The sequence below is a fragment of the Pseudomonas urmiensis genome, assembly GCF_014268815.2.
Classification (GTDB): domain Bacteria; phylum Pseudomonadota; class Gammaproteobacteria; order Pseudomonadales; family Pseudomonadaceae; genus Aquipseudomonas; species Aquipseudomonas urmiensis.
In genome coordinates, this window is record NZ_JABWRE020000001.1 from 5,001 (window position 1) to 21,198 (window position 16,198).

General features: G+C 63.4%; 9 protein-coding genes and 2 rRNA genes (1 of these 11 running past the window's edge). 10 read left to right on the forward strand and 1 reads right to left on the reverse strand.

The features are described 5' to 3' along the window. The 8 genes from HU737_RS00020 to yfiB form a co-directional block, all read left to right on the forward strand. Positions 1-433: ribosomal RNA gene (locus HU737_RS00020) — 23S ribosomal RNA — on the forward strand; it begins 2,460 nt to the left of the window's first position. Positions 434-562: 129 nt separating this feature from the next. Then, a 5S ribosomal RNA gene (gene rrf, locus HU737_RS00025) occupies positions 563-678 on the forward strand. A 148-nt stretch (positions 679-826) separates the two neighbouring features. Further along, positions 827-4,306 (forward strand): exodeoxyribonuclease V subunit gamma, encoded by a 3,480-nt coding sequence (gene recC / locus HU737_RS00030; protein ID WP_186554292.1) that lies wholly within the window; start codon positions 827-829, stop codon positions 4,304-4,306. After that, entirely contained in the window at positions 4,303-7,980 is a 3,678-nt protein-coding gene (recB, locus tag HU737_RS00035) for an exodeoxyribonuclease V subunit beta (protein WP_186554291.1), read from the forward strand. Before recC ends, recB begins: the two co-directional genes overlap by 4 nt. Continuing rightward, the gene (gene recD, locus HU737_RS00040) at positions 7,977-10,046 is read left to right on the forward strand and encodes an exodeoxyribonuclease V subunit alpha (RefSeq protein WP_186554290.1); all 2,070 of its coding nucleotides are present in this window, start codon (positions 7,977-7,979) and stop codon (positions 10,044-10,046) included. The genes recB and recD overlap by 4 nt, the downstream gene beginning before the upstream one ends. Before the next feature lie 91 nt (positions 10,047-10,137). Then, on the forward strand, positions 10,138-10,713 hold the full coding sequence (gene yfiR / locus HU737_RS00045; RefSeq protein ID WP_186554289.1) for a regulatory sequestration protein YfiR: 576 nt from the start codon (positions 10,138-10,140) through the stop codon (positions 10,711-10,713). Further along, positions 10,710-11,960 carry a diguanylate cyclase DgcN/YfiN gene (gene dgcN / locus HU737_RS00050; protein ID WP_186554288.1) on the forward strand — a complete coding sequence of 417 codons (1,251 nt, stop codon included), beginning with the start codon at positions 10,710-10,712 and terminating at the stop codon, positions 11,958-11,960. The genes yfiR and dgcN overlap by 4 nt, the downstream gene beginning before the upstream one ends. Before the next feature lie 24 nt (positions 11,961-11,984). After that, a complete protein-coding gene (yfiB, locus tag HU737_RS00055) occupies positions 11,985-12,479 on the forward strand; it encodes an outer membrane lipoprotein YfiB (RefSeq protein ID WP_496198505.1) in 495 nt (164 codons plus the stop codon). A gap of 113 nt (positions 12,480-12,592) precedes the next feature. On the opposite strand, the gene HU737_RS00060 is transcribed toward yfiB, so the two are convergent. Next, positions 12,593-13,543 carry a LysR family transcriptional regulator gene (locus HU737_RS00060; RefSeq protein WP_186554287.1) on the reverse strand — a complete coding sequence of 317 codons (951 nt, stop codon included), beginning with the start codon at positions 13,541-13,543 and terminating at the stop codon, positions 12,593-12,595. Positions 13,544-13,663: 120 nt separating this feature from the next. On the opposite strand from HU737_RS00060, the gene HU737_RS00065 reads away from it, so the two are divergent. Both HU737_RS00065 and mmsB read left to right on the forward strand, forming a co-directional pair. Continuing rightward, on the forward strand, positions 13,664-15,190 hold the full coding sequence (locus tag HU737_RS00065) for a CoA-acylating methylmalonate-semialdehyde dehydrogenase (RefSeq protein ID WP_186554286.1): 1,527 nt from the start codon (positions 13,664-13,666) through the stop codon (positions 15,188-15,190). 10 nt (positions 15,191-15,200) lie between these two features. Beyond that, positions 15,201-16,088: a 3-hydroxyisobutyrate dehydrogenase gene (gene mmsB / locus HU737_RS00070; RefSeq protein WP_186554285.1), complete on the forward strand. Its 888-nt coding sequence runs from the start codon at positions 15,201-15,203 to the stop codon at positions 16,086-16,088. The last annotated feature ends 110 nt before the right edge of the window (positions 16,089-16,198 follow it).

Genomic DNA, 16,198 nt, shown 5'->3' on the forward strand with positions numbered 1-16,198 from the left:
GTTCATATCGACGGCGGTGTTTGGCACCTCGATGTCGGCTCATCACATCCTGGGGCTGAAGCCGGTCCCAAGGGTATGGCTGTTCGCCATTTAAAGTGGTACGCGAGCTGGGTTTAGAACGTCGTGAGACAGTTCGGTCCCTATCTGCCGTGGACGTTTGAGATTTGAGAGGGGCTGCTCCTAGTACGAGAGGACCGGAGTGGACGAACCTCTGGTGTTCCGGTTGTCACGCCAGTGGCATTGCCGGGTAGCTATGTTCGGAAGAGATAACCGCTGAAAGCATCTAAGCGGGAAACTTGCCTCAAGATGAGATCTCACTGGGATCTTGAATCCCCTAAAGGGCCGTCGAAGACTACGACGTTGATAGGTTGGGTGTGTAAGCGCTGTGAGGCGTTGAGCTAACCAATACTAATTGCCCGTGAGGCTTGACCATATAACACCCAAGCAATTTGCTAGCGCGAATTGCGGTGGTGAAGACGAAAGACCCGAAAGTTCGTACTCACAACTATCGCATATCCGAATTCGCTGGGCTGTCCATCTGGACATTCTGGCTACAGAATTTCTTGACGACCATAGAGCATTGGAACCACCTGATCCCATCCCGAACTCAGCAGTGAAACGATGCATCGCCGATGGTAGTGTGGGGTTTCCCCATGTGAGAGTAGGTCATCGTCAAGATTCATTTCGCAAAACCCCTATCTGCGCGAGCAGGTAGGGGTTTTGTCTTTCTGGCTGAAAAGAAATGTGGCTGTGTGGGTTTCAGTTCGCAGCCCATCCCCATGATATGGTTCCTCCCCAGGACCGACTGCCCTCCAGAGAGTGCCCAATGGCAAATACCCCCTTGCACCCCGGCTTCATGATCGTTCACGGCAACCGCCTGGATGACCTGCGTAGCCTGGTTGTGAGCTGGATGCGTCGTTACCCGCTCGCGCCCCTGGAGAACGAAGTCGCCTTGGTACAGAGCAATGGCATCGCCCAATGGCTCAAGCTGGCCCTGGCCGAAGACCCACAGGACGACGACCAAGGTGGCTGTGGCATTGCCGCTGCCATCGATGTGCAATTGCCGGGTAGCTTCATGTGGCAGCTGTACCGCAAGGTCCTGGGCCGTGATGAAATCCCAGAAGTGTCCTTGCTCGACAAGGCGCCGCTGACCTGGCGGCTGATGCGCCTGCTCCCCGAGTTGATCGAGCGCCCGCATTTCGAACCGCTGCGACGCTTTCTGACCGACGACAGCGACCTGCGCAAGCGCTATCAGCTGGCCGAGCGATTGGCCGATCTGTTCGACCAATACCAGGTCTACCGCGCCGACTGGCTCAAGGACTGGGCTGGCGGTGAGCATGTGCTTAACAGCGCTCGCGGCGAGCGCAAGCCTTTGGCTCCCGGTAATCGCTGGCAGGCCGAGTTGTGGCGCGCATTACTCGAAGATGTCGGCCTGGAAGGCATGGCCCAGAGCCGTGCCGGGGTGCACCAACGCTTTATCGAGCGCATGCACAGCCTGGCGCAAGCGCCCAGCGGTCTCCCCGGCAGAGCGATCGTATTCGGCATCTCTTCCTTGCCCGCGCAAGCCCTCGAAGCCCTTGCTGGCCTGGCCCGTTTCAGCCAGGTGCTGTTATGCGTGCATAACCCCTGTCGCCACCATTGGGCCGATATCGTTGCCGACAAAGATCTGCTTCGGCACCAGTACAAGCGTCAACAACGCAAGCAGGGCATGCCGCTGCAATTGGACGACGACTCGCTGCACCAGCATGCCCATCCACTGCTGGCCGCCTGGGGTAAGCAGGGCCGTGACTACATCAACTTGCTCGACAGCTATGACGACCCCGCCAGCTACCAAGGGGTGTTCAGCGACGGTCGTATCGACCTGTTCAGCGAGGGCCAGCCGACCAACCTGCTCAACCAGCTGCAGGATGACATCCTTGAGTTGCGGCCTTTGGCCGAGACCCGCGACGTGTGGCCGCCAGTCGATCCCGGCAAGGATCGCTCGATACGCTTCCACGTCGCGCACAGTGCCCAGCGTGAAGTTGAAATCCTTCATGACCAATTGCTAGCCCGTTTCAGCGCCGACCCAACCCTGCGCCCGCGCGACGTTATCGTCATGCTGCCAGCGATCGATGACTATGCCCCCCACATCCGCGCGGTGTTTGGCCAGTTGGATCGCCATGATCCGCGCTATATCCCCTTCACCCTGACCGACCAGGGCCAGCGCGGTCGCGACCCACTGCTGATTGCCCTGGAGCACTTGCTCAAGTTGCCGGAAAGCCGCTTCGCGGTGAGTGAAGTCCTCGACCTGCTCGATGTTCCTGCGCTACGTGCTCGCTTCGCCATCCAGGAAAGCGATTTGCCAACCCTGCACCGCTGGATCGAGGGCGCCGGTATCCGCTGGGGCCTGAATGCCGAACAGCGCGCTACCCTTGGTTTGCCGCAAGGCCTGGAGCAGAACAGTTGGCGCTTCGGCCTGCGACGCATGCTGCTTGGCTACGCCGTTGGGGTGGGCGAGGGCTGTGATGGCATCGAACCTTATGACGAAATTGGCGGCCTGGACGCAGCCTTGATCGGCCCGCTAGTAGCCTTGCTCGATGCCCTCGATGTGGCCTGCCTGGCATTGTCGCAACCCGCCACCGCAGCGCAGTGGGGCGAGCGCCTGAACGCCTTGCTGCAGGTGTTCTTCCTGGCTGAAAACGAACACGACGAGTTTCTTCTGGTGCAGCTGCAAGACCTGCAAGACACCTGGCTGCAAACCTGCGACACCGTCGGCCTGCAAGACCCCTTGCCGCTGACGGTGGTGCGCGAAGCCTGGTTGTCCGGCCTGGATCAGGGCAAGCTGTCGCAGCGCTTTCTTGCGGGCTCGGTGAACTTCTGCACCCTGATGCCCATGCGCGCGATCCCCTTCCGGGTGGTCTGTCTGCTGGGCATGAACGACGGCGATTATCCGCGCGCCCAGCAACCCCTGGACTTCGACCTGATGGCCAGCGACTATCGCCCAGGTGACCGTTCGCGGCGCGAGGATGACCGCTACCTGCTGCTCGAAGCACTGCTCTCGGCCCGGGACCAGTTGTACGTCAGCTGGGTCGGTCGCAGCATCCGCGACAACAGTGAGCGTCCGGCATCGGTGCTGATTGGCCAGTTGCGGGATCACCTCGCAGCAGGATGGCGACTGGCCGGAGCCAAGCAAGGGCTGCGTGACGACCCTGGCCAGCAACTGCTGCACGCGCTGACCCAGGAGCACCCCTTGCAGCCCTTCAGCCAGCGCTATTTCCAGAAGGGCAGCCCGCTGTTCAGTTATGCCCATGAGTGGCAGGTATTGCACCAGACCGACGACTCGCCGCTTCCGGCTGATCAACCATTGCCGCCGTATGTGAGTGACGAGCCACTGAACCTGGTGCAACTGCAGGACTTCTTGCGCCACCCGGTTCGGCATTTCTTCAGTCAACGCTTGAAGGTGTTCTTCGAGGCACTTGAAGCGCCGACTCCGGACGAAGAGCCTTTCGTCCTCGATGCGCTACAGCGATACGGCCTTAGCGAGACATTGCTGGGCGCAGCGCTGGCCGATCCAGACAACGCCGAACGCGCCTTGCACACCCAGGCGCGTCGCCTACAGGCATGTGGCCTGCTGCCACTGGCGGGGTTTGGCGAGATCCTCCAGGCCGAGCTGATTCAGCCGCTGCCGGACCTGCTGCAACGCCATCGGCAACTGCTGCAGCGCTGGCCGACCCTGGTCGAGGGCGCCCTGCCGATTCACTTCGAACGCGGTAGCGATCGCCTCCAGGGCTGGCTGGGCCGGGTTTATCAGGCCGATGACCAGAGCTTGTTGAGCATCACCACCGTGCCCAACACCATCAGTGCAGGGCGCAACAACCTCAAGCGACATCGCCTGATCCCCACCTGGGTGATGCACCTGGCGGCCTGCGCCGCCGGCTACCCGCTGCACAGCGCCCTGGTTGCCAGTGACCTGACCCTGCTGCTTGAGCCGCTACCACAGGCACAGGCCGCCGATCTGCTGGGCGATCTGCTGATCTCGCGCCAAGCCGCAATGAACGCGCCGCTGCCAGTGGCGGCCAAGACCGCATTCGCTTGGCTGGCCCAGGATGATGCCGACAAAGCCTTGGCTGCCGCTGCCCGCGCCTACGAAGGCGACGGCCAGAACAGCTTTGGCGAGCGCAGCGAAAGCCTGGCCCTGGCCCGGCAGTTTCGCGACTTTGCCGCGCTTACGGCTGATGAAACATTCGAAGGCTGGTGTGAAGCCCTGTACCGCCCCCTGTTCGCCGCGCCCTGGCAGACCCTGGGCAATCCGGAGAGTGCCGCATGACCCAGGCCCGCCCTTTGGCCTTGAGCTTTCCGCTGCATGGCAGCCAACTGATCGAAGCCAGCGCCGGTACCGGTAAAACCTTCACTATCTCGGCGCTGTACCTGCGCCTGATCCTCGGGCATGGCGACGAGCAGGGCTTTGGCCGCGAACTGTTGCCGCCGCAGATCCTCGTAGTGACCTTCACCGACGCCGCCACCAAAGAGTTGCGCGAGCGTATCCGCACCCGCCTGGCAGAAGCTGCGCGCTTCTTCCGTGGCGAGCTGGCCGACGCCGATCCACTGCTGCAGCTACTGCGCGACGACTATCCCGAAGCGCTTTGGCCACGCTGTGCCAGTCGCCTGGAGGTGGCCGTGCAGTGGATGGACGAGGCGGCGGTGTCGACCATTCACGGCTGGTGCCAGCGCATGCTTCGAGAGCATGCCTTCGACAGCGGCAGCCTGTTTACCCAAAGCCTGGAAACCGATCACAGCGAACTGCTCGGCCAGGTCATGCGTGATTACTGGCGCCGCTACTGCTACAGCATGCGTGGCGAAGCCCTGGCCTGGGTCCGCGCTCACTGGATCAGCCCCGATGCGTTGTTGCCGCGCATCCGCCCGCTGTTCGCCCGTGCTACAGCCGAGCAGGAAGAGGTCGAGCCGCAGGCGTTGATCGAGGCCACCCTGCAACAGCGCAGCGAGCAGCTTAGCCAACTGAAGGCGCCGTGGGCAGAGTGGGCCGAGCAGTTGCAGCAGATCTGCCGCGATGCCGTGGCAGCCAAGCAGGTCGATGGCCGCAAAATGCAGGCGCGTTTCTTCGAGCCCTGGTTTGACAAGCTGCGCAGCTGGGCCACTGATGAGCAGGCGCTGGAACTGGACCTGGGCACGGGCTTCACCCGTCTCACCCCGGCGGGTATGGCCGAGGCCTGGAAGGTTGGCGAGCCGCCGCAGCACCCAGCGCTGCACGCCATGCAAAGCCTGCCTCAGCAGCTACAGGCGCTGCCTAGCCCCGATGTACGCTTGCTCGAGCATGCTGCCAACTGGGTATCTGCACGTTTCGAAGTGGAAAAGCGCCGCCGCGCTGAAATGGGCTTCGACGACATGCTCCTGCGTCTGCAGCACGCCCTTGGGCAAGAGGCTGGCGAACGCCTGGCCGGATTGATCCGCGAGCAGTTCCCGGTGGCGATGATTGACGAATTCCAGGACACCGATCCGGTCCAGTACGGCATCTTCGAGCGCATCTACCGGATCAGCGAGAATCGCACGGAAACCGGCTTGTTCATGATCGGCGACCCCAAACAGGCGATCTACGCCTTCCGCGGTGCCGACATCTTCACCTACCTCGCTGCCCGGCGCGCCACCGCAGGCCGGCTGCACAGCCTGGATACCAACTTCCGCTCCAGCCAGGCCATGGTCGGCGCGGTCAACCGCGTGTTCCTCCAGGCGGAGGCACGTGAGCAAGGACGCGGTGCGTTCCTGTTCCGCGAGGGGCAGGACAACCCCTTGCCTTTCATTGAAGTGAACGCCAAGGGACGCGGCGAGCGGTTGCTGATCGAGGGCCAACCGACCGCTGCCTTGCACTGCTGGCGGCTGGAAAGCGAAGAGCCGGTGTCCAGCACCCTGTACCGGCAACAGTTGGCCGCCAGCTGCGCCAGCCAGATCGTCGCCCTGCTCAATGGCGGACAACGCGGCGTAACCGGTTTCAGCAACGCTGACGGCCTGCTGCGGCCCTGCCTGCCTTCGGACATCGCCATCCTCGTGCGTGATGGCCGCGAGGCGCAGTTGATCCGCAGCGAGCTGGCTGCCCGCGATGTGCGTAGCGTGTACCTGTCGGACAAGGACTCGGTGTTCGCCGCCCAGGAGGCCCATGACCTGCTGGCCTGGCTGAAGGCCTGCGCCGAGCCGGACTCAGAGCGCTTGCTCAAGGCTGCGCTGGCGAGCCTGACCCTCGACCAGTCGCTGGCCGAGCTTGAGCGCCTGAACCAGGACGAGCGGATCTGGGAAGACTGGGTCATGCGTTTTCGCCTGTACCGCGAGACCTGGCAACGCCAGGGCGTGCTGCCGATGCTGCGCCGCTTGCTGCACGACTTCAAACTGCCACGCACGCTGATCGCCCGCAGTGATGGCGAGCGGGTGCTGACCAACCTGCTGCACCTGGCCGAGCTGCTGCAACAAGCCGCTGGCGAGCTGGATGGCGAGCAGGCACTGATTCGTCATCTTGCGGAGAACCTGGCCGGTGCTGGTCAGGCCGGCGAAGAGCAAATCCTGCGTCTGGAAAGCGACGAACAGCTGGTCAAGGTGGTGACCATCCACAAGTCCAAGGGCCTTGAATATCCGTTGGTCTACCTACCGTTCATCTGCACCAGCAAGCCAGTCGATGGCCAGCGCCTGCCGCTGACCTGGCACGACGAACAGGGCAATGCCCACCTGACGCTGACCCCTGATGAGCAGCAGATCGCCCGCGCCGACGATGAGCGCCTGGCTGAAGACCTGCGCCTGCTCTACGTCGCCCTGACCCGCGCCCAGCATGCCTGCTGGCTCGGCGTCGCCGACCTCAAGCGTGGCAACCAGAAGCACTCGCAGCTGCATCGTTCGGCCCTGGGCTATCTGCTTGGCGGCGGTCAGCCCCTGGCCGCCTCGCCGCAGCTCACGGACTGGCTACACGCCTTGCAAGCGGGCAGTACCCATATCGCCTGCGCCAGCGTGCCCGCGCCGGATGAGGTGCGCTATTTGCTCCCTGACGACGCCCGCGAATTGATGCCCGCACGCAAGCCGCGTCGGTCTGCCGCAGAGAACTGGTGGATTGCCTCCTACAGCGCCCTGCGCGTCGGCGACCAGACCCTGGGCGCCGACAGCTCGCAAGCCCAGCAGTTGATGGATGATGAGCGAGTCGATGCCCAACAGTTGCGTGAAATTCCTGCCGAGAGCGGCGACATTCATCGCTTCCCCCGTGGCCCAGGCCCAGGCACCTTCCTCCATGGGCTGTTGGAGTGGGCTGGGCGCGAAGGCTTTGCCGAAATCAGCGCCAACCCCGAATTGATCGAGCGCACGGTTGGCCAGCGCTGCAATCGGCGTGACTGGACCGGCTGGATCCCCGCCTTGAGCCAATGGCTTGGGCACATGCTCAACGAGCCGCTGCCTTTACAGGCGCCAGGCGCGCAGCTGACCCTCGCGCAGTTGCGGCAGTACCAGATCGAGATGGAGTTCTGGTTCGCCAGCCATCAGGTCGATGTGCTGCGCCTTGACCAGCTGGTGACCCGTCACACCCACGCTGGCGCCGCTCGGCCAGCGGCGCAGGCGTCCCAGCTCAATGGCATGTTCAAGGGCTTCATCGACCTGGCGTTCGAGCTGGACGGCCGCTATTACGTGACCGACTACAAGTCCAACTGGCTCGGCCCGGATACCCAGTCTTACAACGCGCTGGCGATGGAACAGGCGATCCTCGAACACCGCTACGACCTGCAGTACGTGCTCTATTTACTCGCCCTGCACCGGCAATTACGCGCGCGCCTGCCCGATTACGATTACGACCGCGATGTTGGCGGTGCCTTGTTCATCTTCCTGCGCGGCGCCAACCGCGCAGGTCATGGCCTGTATTTCGCCAAGCCGCCGCGTGAGCTGATCGAATCCCTCGACGCATTGTTCCGCGGCGCCCTTGCGCCTGAACAGCAGGACCTGTTTGCCGGAGCCGCGCCATGAGCCGACGTCTCGACGACCTATTGCCAACGCCGCTGGAAGCTGAGCAACTGGCGGCCCTGACGCCGCTGAGGGACAGCAAGGATCTGCTGATCCTGCTCGACCGTTGGGTTGAGCGCGGTTGGCTGCGTGCACTGGACCGGGCCTTCGTGGGTTTTCTCGAAGAGCGGGCACCTGGCAGCGATCCGCTGCTGTTGCTGGCGGCGGCCTTGGCCAGCCATCAACTGGGGCACGGGCATGTCTGCCTGGATCTGGCGCAAACCCTGGCCGAACCGGATTTCGCCTTGTCCCTGCCGCCAGAAGGTGACGCCCTGACGGGGCCGCTGCTGCTGCCCTCGCAACTGCTGGCCAACCTTGATCAAGACACCTGGCGCCAACGCATCGCGGCCAGTTCACTGGTCGCTGCCGGTAACACGCCCGATCAGAGCTCGCGACCTTTGGTGCTCAGCGGCCTGCGCCTGTATCTGCGGCGCTACTGGAGTTATGAGCGCCAGATCGACGATGCGCTACGCCAGCGGTTGGCGGCGGATGAGTCGATTCCGGCGGATCTGCCGGCGCGTCTTGCCCAGCTGTTCGAAGGTGGCGCGCCGGCCGGCCAGGTGGACTGGCAGAAACTGGCCTGCGCCTTGGCGACCCGCGCCGCGTTCAGCATCATCACCGGCGGCCCAGGCACCGGCAAGACCACTACCGTGGTGCGCCTGCTGGCGCTGCTGCAAGCCCCTGCGGTGGAGCAGGGCCGGCCCCTGCGGATTCGCCTGGCTGCGCCCACGGGCAAGGCTGCGGCGCGTCTGACCGAATCGATTGGCCAGCAGGTCGAGCGCTTGCAGGTGAGCGCTGAGATTCGTGCGCAGATCCCTACCGACGTCAGTACCGTTCACCGCCTGCTGGGGAGTCGCCCCGGCTCGCGGCACTTTCGCCACCATGCGGCCAACCCGTTGCCGCTGGATGTGCTGGTGATCGATGAAGCGTCGATGATCGACCTGGAAATGATGGCGGTGCTGCTTGACGCTCTGCCGCCCAAGGCACGCTTGGTGCTGCTGGGGGACAAGGACCAATTAGCCTCGGTGGAAGCCGGGGCGGTACTCGGTGATCTATGCCGGGATGCCGAGGACGGCTGTTACTCATCGGCGACCCAGGCCTGGCTGGAGCAGGTCGGTGGCCAGGCGCTGGGCGCTAGCGGCCTCAAGACCGGCGATGCCCAGCGCAACCCGCTGGCCCAGCAGGTGGTGATGCTGCGTCACTCGCGGCGTTTTGGCGAAGGCAGTGGTATCGGCCAGCTGGCACGCCTGGTCAATCGCCAGCAGGCACAAGAGGCGCGCGAGTTGCTGACGCACACACCTGCCGATGTCCATGGTCTTTCACTGCAGGGCGAGCATGACCGCCGGTTCGACCGGCTACTGCTCGACGGCCTGGGCAACGACGGGCCACAAGGCTATCGCCATTACCTGCGCACCATTGGCCGCCAGCGGCCGCAACCCGGCACGCCGCTCACGGATCCTCGTTGGGAGGTGTGGGCAAGCCAGGTCCTGCAAAGCTTTGAAGACTTCCAGCTGCTTTGCGCAGTGCGCAAGGGGCCTTGGGGGGTGCAAGGGTTGAACGAGCGCGTGAGCCGAGTGCTGCACAACGCCGGGCTGATCGACAGCCAACAGCCCTGGTACGAAGGCCGTCCGGTATTGGTCACCCGCAACGACTATGGCTTGGGGCTGATGAACGGCGATATCGGCATCGCCCTGCGCCTGCCTGACGAGCAGGGCGTATCGCTGCTGCGCGTAGCCTTCCCGCGTAACGATGGCAGTGGCGGTGTGCGTTTCGTCCTGCCCAGCCGGCTCAATGAAGTGGAAACGGTGTTTGCCATGACGGTGCACAAGTCGCAGGGCTCGGAGTTCAGCCACACCGCGTTGGTGCTGCCCGATGCGCTCAATCCGGTGCTGACCAAAGAGCTGGTGTATACCGGCATTACCCGGGCCAAACACTGTTTCAGCCTGATCGAGCCACGCGCAGGTATCTTTGAGGAGGCGGTCAAGCGCAAGGTGCGGCGGATTTCCGGGCTGATGCTGGAACAGGTCTGAGGCGCTGGGGTTGGGACGGACGTACACGCTGCCTGGCGGCGATATGCTATCTTTGCGGCATTATCTGACCTTATTTTGAGAGTTTTCCCACATGATGGTGGCTGTCTCGCCCTGGGGTCGAGTGACTGGCTGTGCCTTATCGCTGCTGCTGGCGGCCTTGATGCTTTTCGCCAGCCCCAGCCAGGCAGACACTGGCGCGACCACCGCCCAGGTGCAACAACGGGCCAAGGCTGTTACCCAGGTGGTGCTGGGTATTCTCAGCTATGCCCGTTGGCCGACAGAGCCTGTGCCGTTGCGATTGTGCCTGGTGGGGCCTACCGAATACGCCGACGACCTGATCAAGGGCAACGTGCAGAACTCTGGCCAGCCCCTGCAAGTCCGCCGCCTGTTGGCCAACGACCGGCGCATCGCCGGGGCTTGCGATGCGGTGTATATCGGCAAGCTCGATCAGGGCGAGCGCGATCATCTGTTTCAGGCCCTCAGCGGCCAACCGGTACTTAGCATCAGCGAGGCCGATGACCCGTGCACGGTCGGCAGCTTGTTCTGCCTGCGGGTGGGTGACCGTCAGGTGACCTTCGAGGTGAACCTGGACTCGGTAGCGCGTAGCGGCGTGCGCATCCACCCCAGCGTGTTGCAGCTGTCCCGTCGGCGAGCGGCGCAGCCATGATCGCCTCAGCCAAGCGGGTTATCCGCCCGACCCTGCGCGCCGTGCTCGGTCGTGGGCATCTAAGCGCCGCACTGTTGGCGGTAGGTCTGGCGGGCGTTTCGGTAACCTTGCTAGGCGTCTTGGCTCTGCGCGTCTATGCCGACCACAACCTGCACCTGATCGCCCGCTCGATCAATTACACGGTGGAAGCCGCAGTGGTGTTCGATGACCGCGCTGCAGCCAACGAGGCCCTAGTGACGATCGCCGGCACCGAAGAGGTCGCCGATGCCAAGGTGTTCAACAACGACGGTGAGGAGTTGGCCCACTGGCAGCGTGAGGATGACGGCGTGCTCGCGCCGCTTGAAGCCATGGTCGCCAGCACCTTGCTCGAGCAGCCGATCAATCTGCCGATCATGCATCAGCAGCAAAAGGTCGGGCATATCGAGTTGATCGGCCAGGGCCGCAGCCTGCTGCGTTTCCTGCTCAGTGGTCTGGCCGGGGTGGTGCTGTGCACCATGCTCAGCGCACTGGTTGCCAGCTACCTGTCGCGGCGCTTGCTGGGCGACATCATCCGCCCGTTGCGCAGCCTGGCTAGCGTGGCCCATGCCGCACGTCGCGAGCGCAGCTTCGACCGGCGCGTCCCCGAGGCGCAGATTGCTGAGCTGAACGAGCTGGGCAACGACTTCAACGCCTTGCTCGACGAGCTGGAAACCTGGCAGAGCCATCTGCAGAGCGAGAACGAGACCTTGGCTCATCTGGCCAGCCACGACAGCTTGACCGGCCTGCCCAACCGCGCCTTCTTCGAAGGCCGGGTCAGTCGCAGCCTGCGCAACGCGGCCCGGGAGCAGGAGCATCTGGCGCTGCTGTTCCTCGACAGCGATCACTTCAAGCAGATCAACGACAGCCTCGGCCACGCGGTGGGCGATGAAGTGCTGATCAGTGTGGCCAACCGCATCCGCGCGCAACTGCGCGAGCACGACCTGGTCGCACGGCTCGGTGGCGATGAGTTCGCGGTACTGCTGACCCCGCTGCACTCGCGCGAAGATGCCGAGCGCATCGCGGAAAAAATCGTCACCAGCATGAAGCTGCCAATTCAACTCGACGATGGCGACAGCCTCACCACCTCGCTCAGCGTAGGCATCGCCTACTACCCGGACGATGGCCAAGACCCGGCCAGTCTACTCAACGCCGCTGACGCGGCGATGTACCAGGCCAAGCGCAAGCGCCGTGGCCATTGGCAAGTGGCGCATACGGAACGTGGCGCTTGACGTGAAAAAAAGGAGCTAGCCGTGATTCACCCGTTTTCCCAACTGCGTTTTCCTTTGCTGGCCATGCTGCTGGCGCTATTGACCCTGGGGGGTTGCCAGAGCGTGCCTCAGGGCCTGACGGCCGAGCAGGTGGCCGTGCTCAAGCGCGAGGGGTTCGCCCCGACCGAGGAGGGCTGGGCGTTCGATCTGTCTGGCAAGGTGCTGTTCGGCAGTGACCTGGACAGCCTCAATAGCCAGAGTCAGGACATCGTCGAACGCATTGGCAAGGCCTTGTTGAGCGTTGATATCCAGCGCGTGCGCGTTGACGGTCACACCGATGCATCGGGTAAGGCCGCCTACAACCAGCAACTGTCCGAGCGCCGTGCGCAGAGCGTGGCCAAGGCTTTGGTGGGCATCGGCATGCAGCCACAGAACATCCAGACCCGGGGTATGGGGAGTAGCCAGCCGGTGGCGGATAACAGCACCAGCAGTGGGCGGACCGAGAACCGGCGGGTGTCGATCGTGGTGGCGTCTGATTGAGTCAAGTTGTCGCTTAAATCATTGGGGCCCGCTTTGCGGCCCTTCGGGGCGCCTAACCGAAGCGAAGGGCTGCGAAGCAGCCCCAGAATCTTAAGTGCAAGGCAGTGGAATATTCACTCGCGAGCAAAACGCATTTCACGCGTATCGCCCATCAACAACGGCGCATTCGCCTCGGTCACTTCGCGGATGTAATCCCACAGCAAGGTAATGCGCTTGAGCTTGCGCAGATCCTCCCGGCAATACATCCAAAACTGCCGGGTAATGTCCACTTCCCCAGGCAAAACGGTAATCAAACGCGGATCCTGCGCCGCCAGGAAGCACGGCAGAATCGCCAGCCCACGCCCTTGCAGCGCCGCCGTGTATTGGGCAATGACACTGGTGCTGCGCAAATGCGCATGGGCGTTGGGGATCAAGTTGGCCAGGTACAACAGCTCCGAGCTGAAGGCCAGATCGTCGACGTAGCTGATGAACGGATGAGCGGCCAGGTCGCTGACTTGGCGGATCGGCTCGTGGCTGTCGAGGTAGTCCTGCGTTGCATAGAGCCGCAAGCGGTAGTCACACAACTTGCAGCACACGTATGGCCCATGCTCGGGCCGCTCCAGGGCGATGACAATGTCCGCCTCGCGCTTGGACAGGCTGATGAAGTGCGGCAGCGGCAGGATATCCACCGAGATCGCCGGCCACGCATCGACGAAGTGGCTCAGCTGCGGGGTGACGAAAAAGCTGCCGAAGCCCTCGGTGCAGCCCATGCGCACATGCCCGGACAACGCCACGCCCGACCCTGACACCTGCTCGCACGCCATGTGCAGCGTGCTTTCGATCGACTCGGCATAGCCCAGCAAGCGCTGGCCCTCGGCCGTCAGGACGAAGCCGTTGGTCCGCGACTTTTCGAACAGCAAGGTGCCCAACGCGCCCTCCAGCGAGCTGATCCGTCGCGACACCGTGGTGTAGTCGACGCTCAAGCGTTTGGCCGCGCTGCTGGCCTTGCGGGTGCGCGCCACTTCAAGAAAGAACTTCAGGTCGTCCCAGTTCAGCGACCCGAGGGAGGTGAGGTCTTTTTGCATGATGATCCGGTTTTTTTGTGCGTTCTTGTTGGATGTTTGCACATCTATACTCGAAATCAGCGCCTAGACGCCACCTCGCGTTGGCGATCTCGTCCCACAATAATTCCAAGGAGAGCGCAGATGAACGCACCTCAAACCCCCACCCAGGCCACAGTCGAGCAGGTCAAACTGCTGATCGACGGGCAATGGGTCGAATCTAAAACCAGCGAGTGGCGCGATATCGTCAACCCGGCCACCCAGCAAGTGCTGGCGCGTGTGCCGTTCGCCACCGTGGAGGAAGTCGACGCCGCCGTAGCCGCTGCCCAGCGCGCTTTCGTCAGCTGGCGCGACACCCCGATCGGCGCACGCATGCGCATCATGCTCAAGCTGCAAGCGCTGATCCGCGAACACACCAAGCGCATCGCCCAAACCCTCAGCGCCGAGCAGGGCAAGACCCTGGCTGACGCTGAGGGCGATATCTTCCGTGGCCTGGAAGTGGTCGAGCACGCCGCGTCCATCGGCACCCTGCAAATGGGCGAGTTCGCCGAGAACGTCGCAGGCGGCGTCGATACCTACACCTTGCGCCAGCCGATCGGTGTATGCGCCGGTATTACGCCATTCAACTTCCCGGCGATGATTCCGCTGTGGATGTTCCCGATGGCTATCGTGTGTGGCAACACCTTCGTCCTCAAGCCGTCCGAGCAGGACCCGCTGTCGACCATGCTGCTGGTCGAGCTGGCGCTGGAGGCTGGCGTTCCTGCTGGTGTGCTGAACGTGGTGCATGGCGGCAAGCAGGTGGTCGATGCGATCTGCACGCACAAGGACATCAAGGCGATCTCGTTCGTCGGCTCCACCGAAGTCGGCACCCACGTGTACAACCTGGGCAGCCAGCACGGCAAGCGCGTGCAATCGATGATGGGCGCCAAGAACCACGCCGTGGTATTGCCTGACGCCAACCGCACGCAAACTGTCAACGCCCTGGTGGGAGCTGCCTTTGGCGCTGCCGGCCAGCGCTGCATGGCAACCTCGGTGGCCGTGCTGGTCGGCAAGGCCCGTGAATGGCTGCCAGACATCAAGGCTGCGGCGAGCCAGCTCAAGGTCAACGCCGGTTGCGAGCCGGGCACCGATGTCGGTCCGGTGGTTTCCAAGCGCGCCAAGGAGCGTGTGCTGGGCCTGATCGAGAGCGGCATCCAGGAAGGCGCCAAGCTTGAGCTGGACGGCCGCGGCGTGACGGTGCCGGGCTATGAACAAGGCAACTTCGTCGGCCCAACCCTGTTCTCCGGGGTGACTACCGACATGCAGGTCTACACCCAGGAAATCTTTGGCCCGGTGCTGGTGACCCTGGAGGTCGATACCCTCGATGAGGCTATCGCCCTGGTCAACGCCAACCCGTTCGGCAATGGCACTGGCCTGTTCACCCAGAGCGGCGCTGCGGCGCGCAAATTCCAGAGCGAGATCGACATCGGCCAGGTCGGTATCAACATCCCGATTCCGGTGCCCGTGCCGTACTTCAGCTTCACCGGATCGCGTGGCTCCAAGCTCGGCGACCTCGGCCCGTACGGCAAGCAGGTGGTGCAGTTCTACACGCAGACCAAGACGGTCACCGCACGCTGGTTCGACGACGACAGCGTCAACGACGGCGTGAACACCACCATCAGCCTGCGCTAAGGAGGCCCCCATGCGCATTGCATTCATCGGTCTGGGCAACATGGGCGCGCCTATGGCGCGCAACCTGATCAAGGCCGGCCATCAGCTGAACCTGTTCGATTTGAACAAGACCGTGCTGGCTGAGCTTGCCGAACTGGGCGGGCAGATCAGCGCCTCGCCCAAGGACGCTGCCGCCGCCAGCGAGCTGGTCATCACCATGCTCCCGGCTGCCGCCCATGTGCGCAGCGTGTATTTGAACGAAGACGGGGTATTGGCCGGGGTAAAACCGGGCACGCCGACAGTCGATTGCAGCACCATCGATCCGCAGACCGCGCGTGATGTTTCCAAGGCGGCCGCCGCCAAGGGCGTGGACATGGGCGATGCGCCGGTATCAGGCGGCACCGGTGGCGCAGCAGCAGGCACCCTGACCTTCATGGTCGGCGCCAGTGCCGAGCTGTTCGCCACGCTGGAGCCGGTGCTCAAGCAGATGGGGCGCAATATCGTCCATTGCGGCGAGGTGGGTACCGGGCAGATCGCCAAGATCTGCAACAACCTGCTGCTGGGCATCTCGATGATCGGCGTGTCCGAGGCCATGGCCTTGGGCAACGCGCTGGGGATCGATACCAAGGTGCTGGCCGGCATCATCAACAGCTCGACTGGGCGTTGCTGGAGTTCGGATACCTATAACCCGTGGCCGGGGGTGATCGACAGTGCCCCGGCGGCCCGTGGCTATACCGGCGGCTTTGGCGCTGAGTTGATGCTCAAGGACCTGGGGCTGGCCACCGAGGCGGCGCGTCAGGCGCACCAGCCGGTAATTCTCGGTGCGGTGGCACAGCAGCTGTATCAGGCCATGAGCCTGCGCGGTGAAGGCGGCAAAGACTTCTCGGCCATCGTCGAGGGTTATCGCAAGAAAGACTGAGCAACGAGGTGGGCTTCATCTTGATCGCGGCTCGAACGACTCTCCCCCTGTAACTGCGCACCTGGGGGAGGGGCGTTTGAGCTGCGATTTTTTTCGCTTGGTTGAGCAGC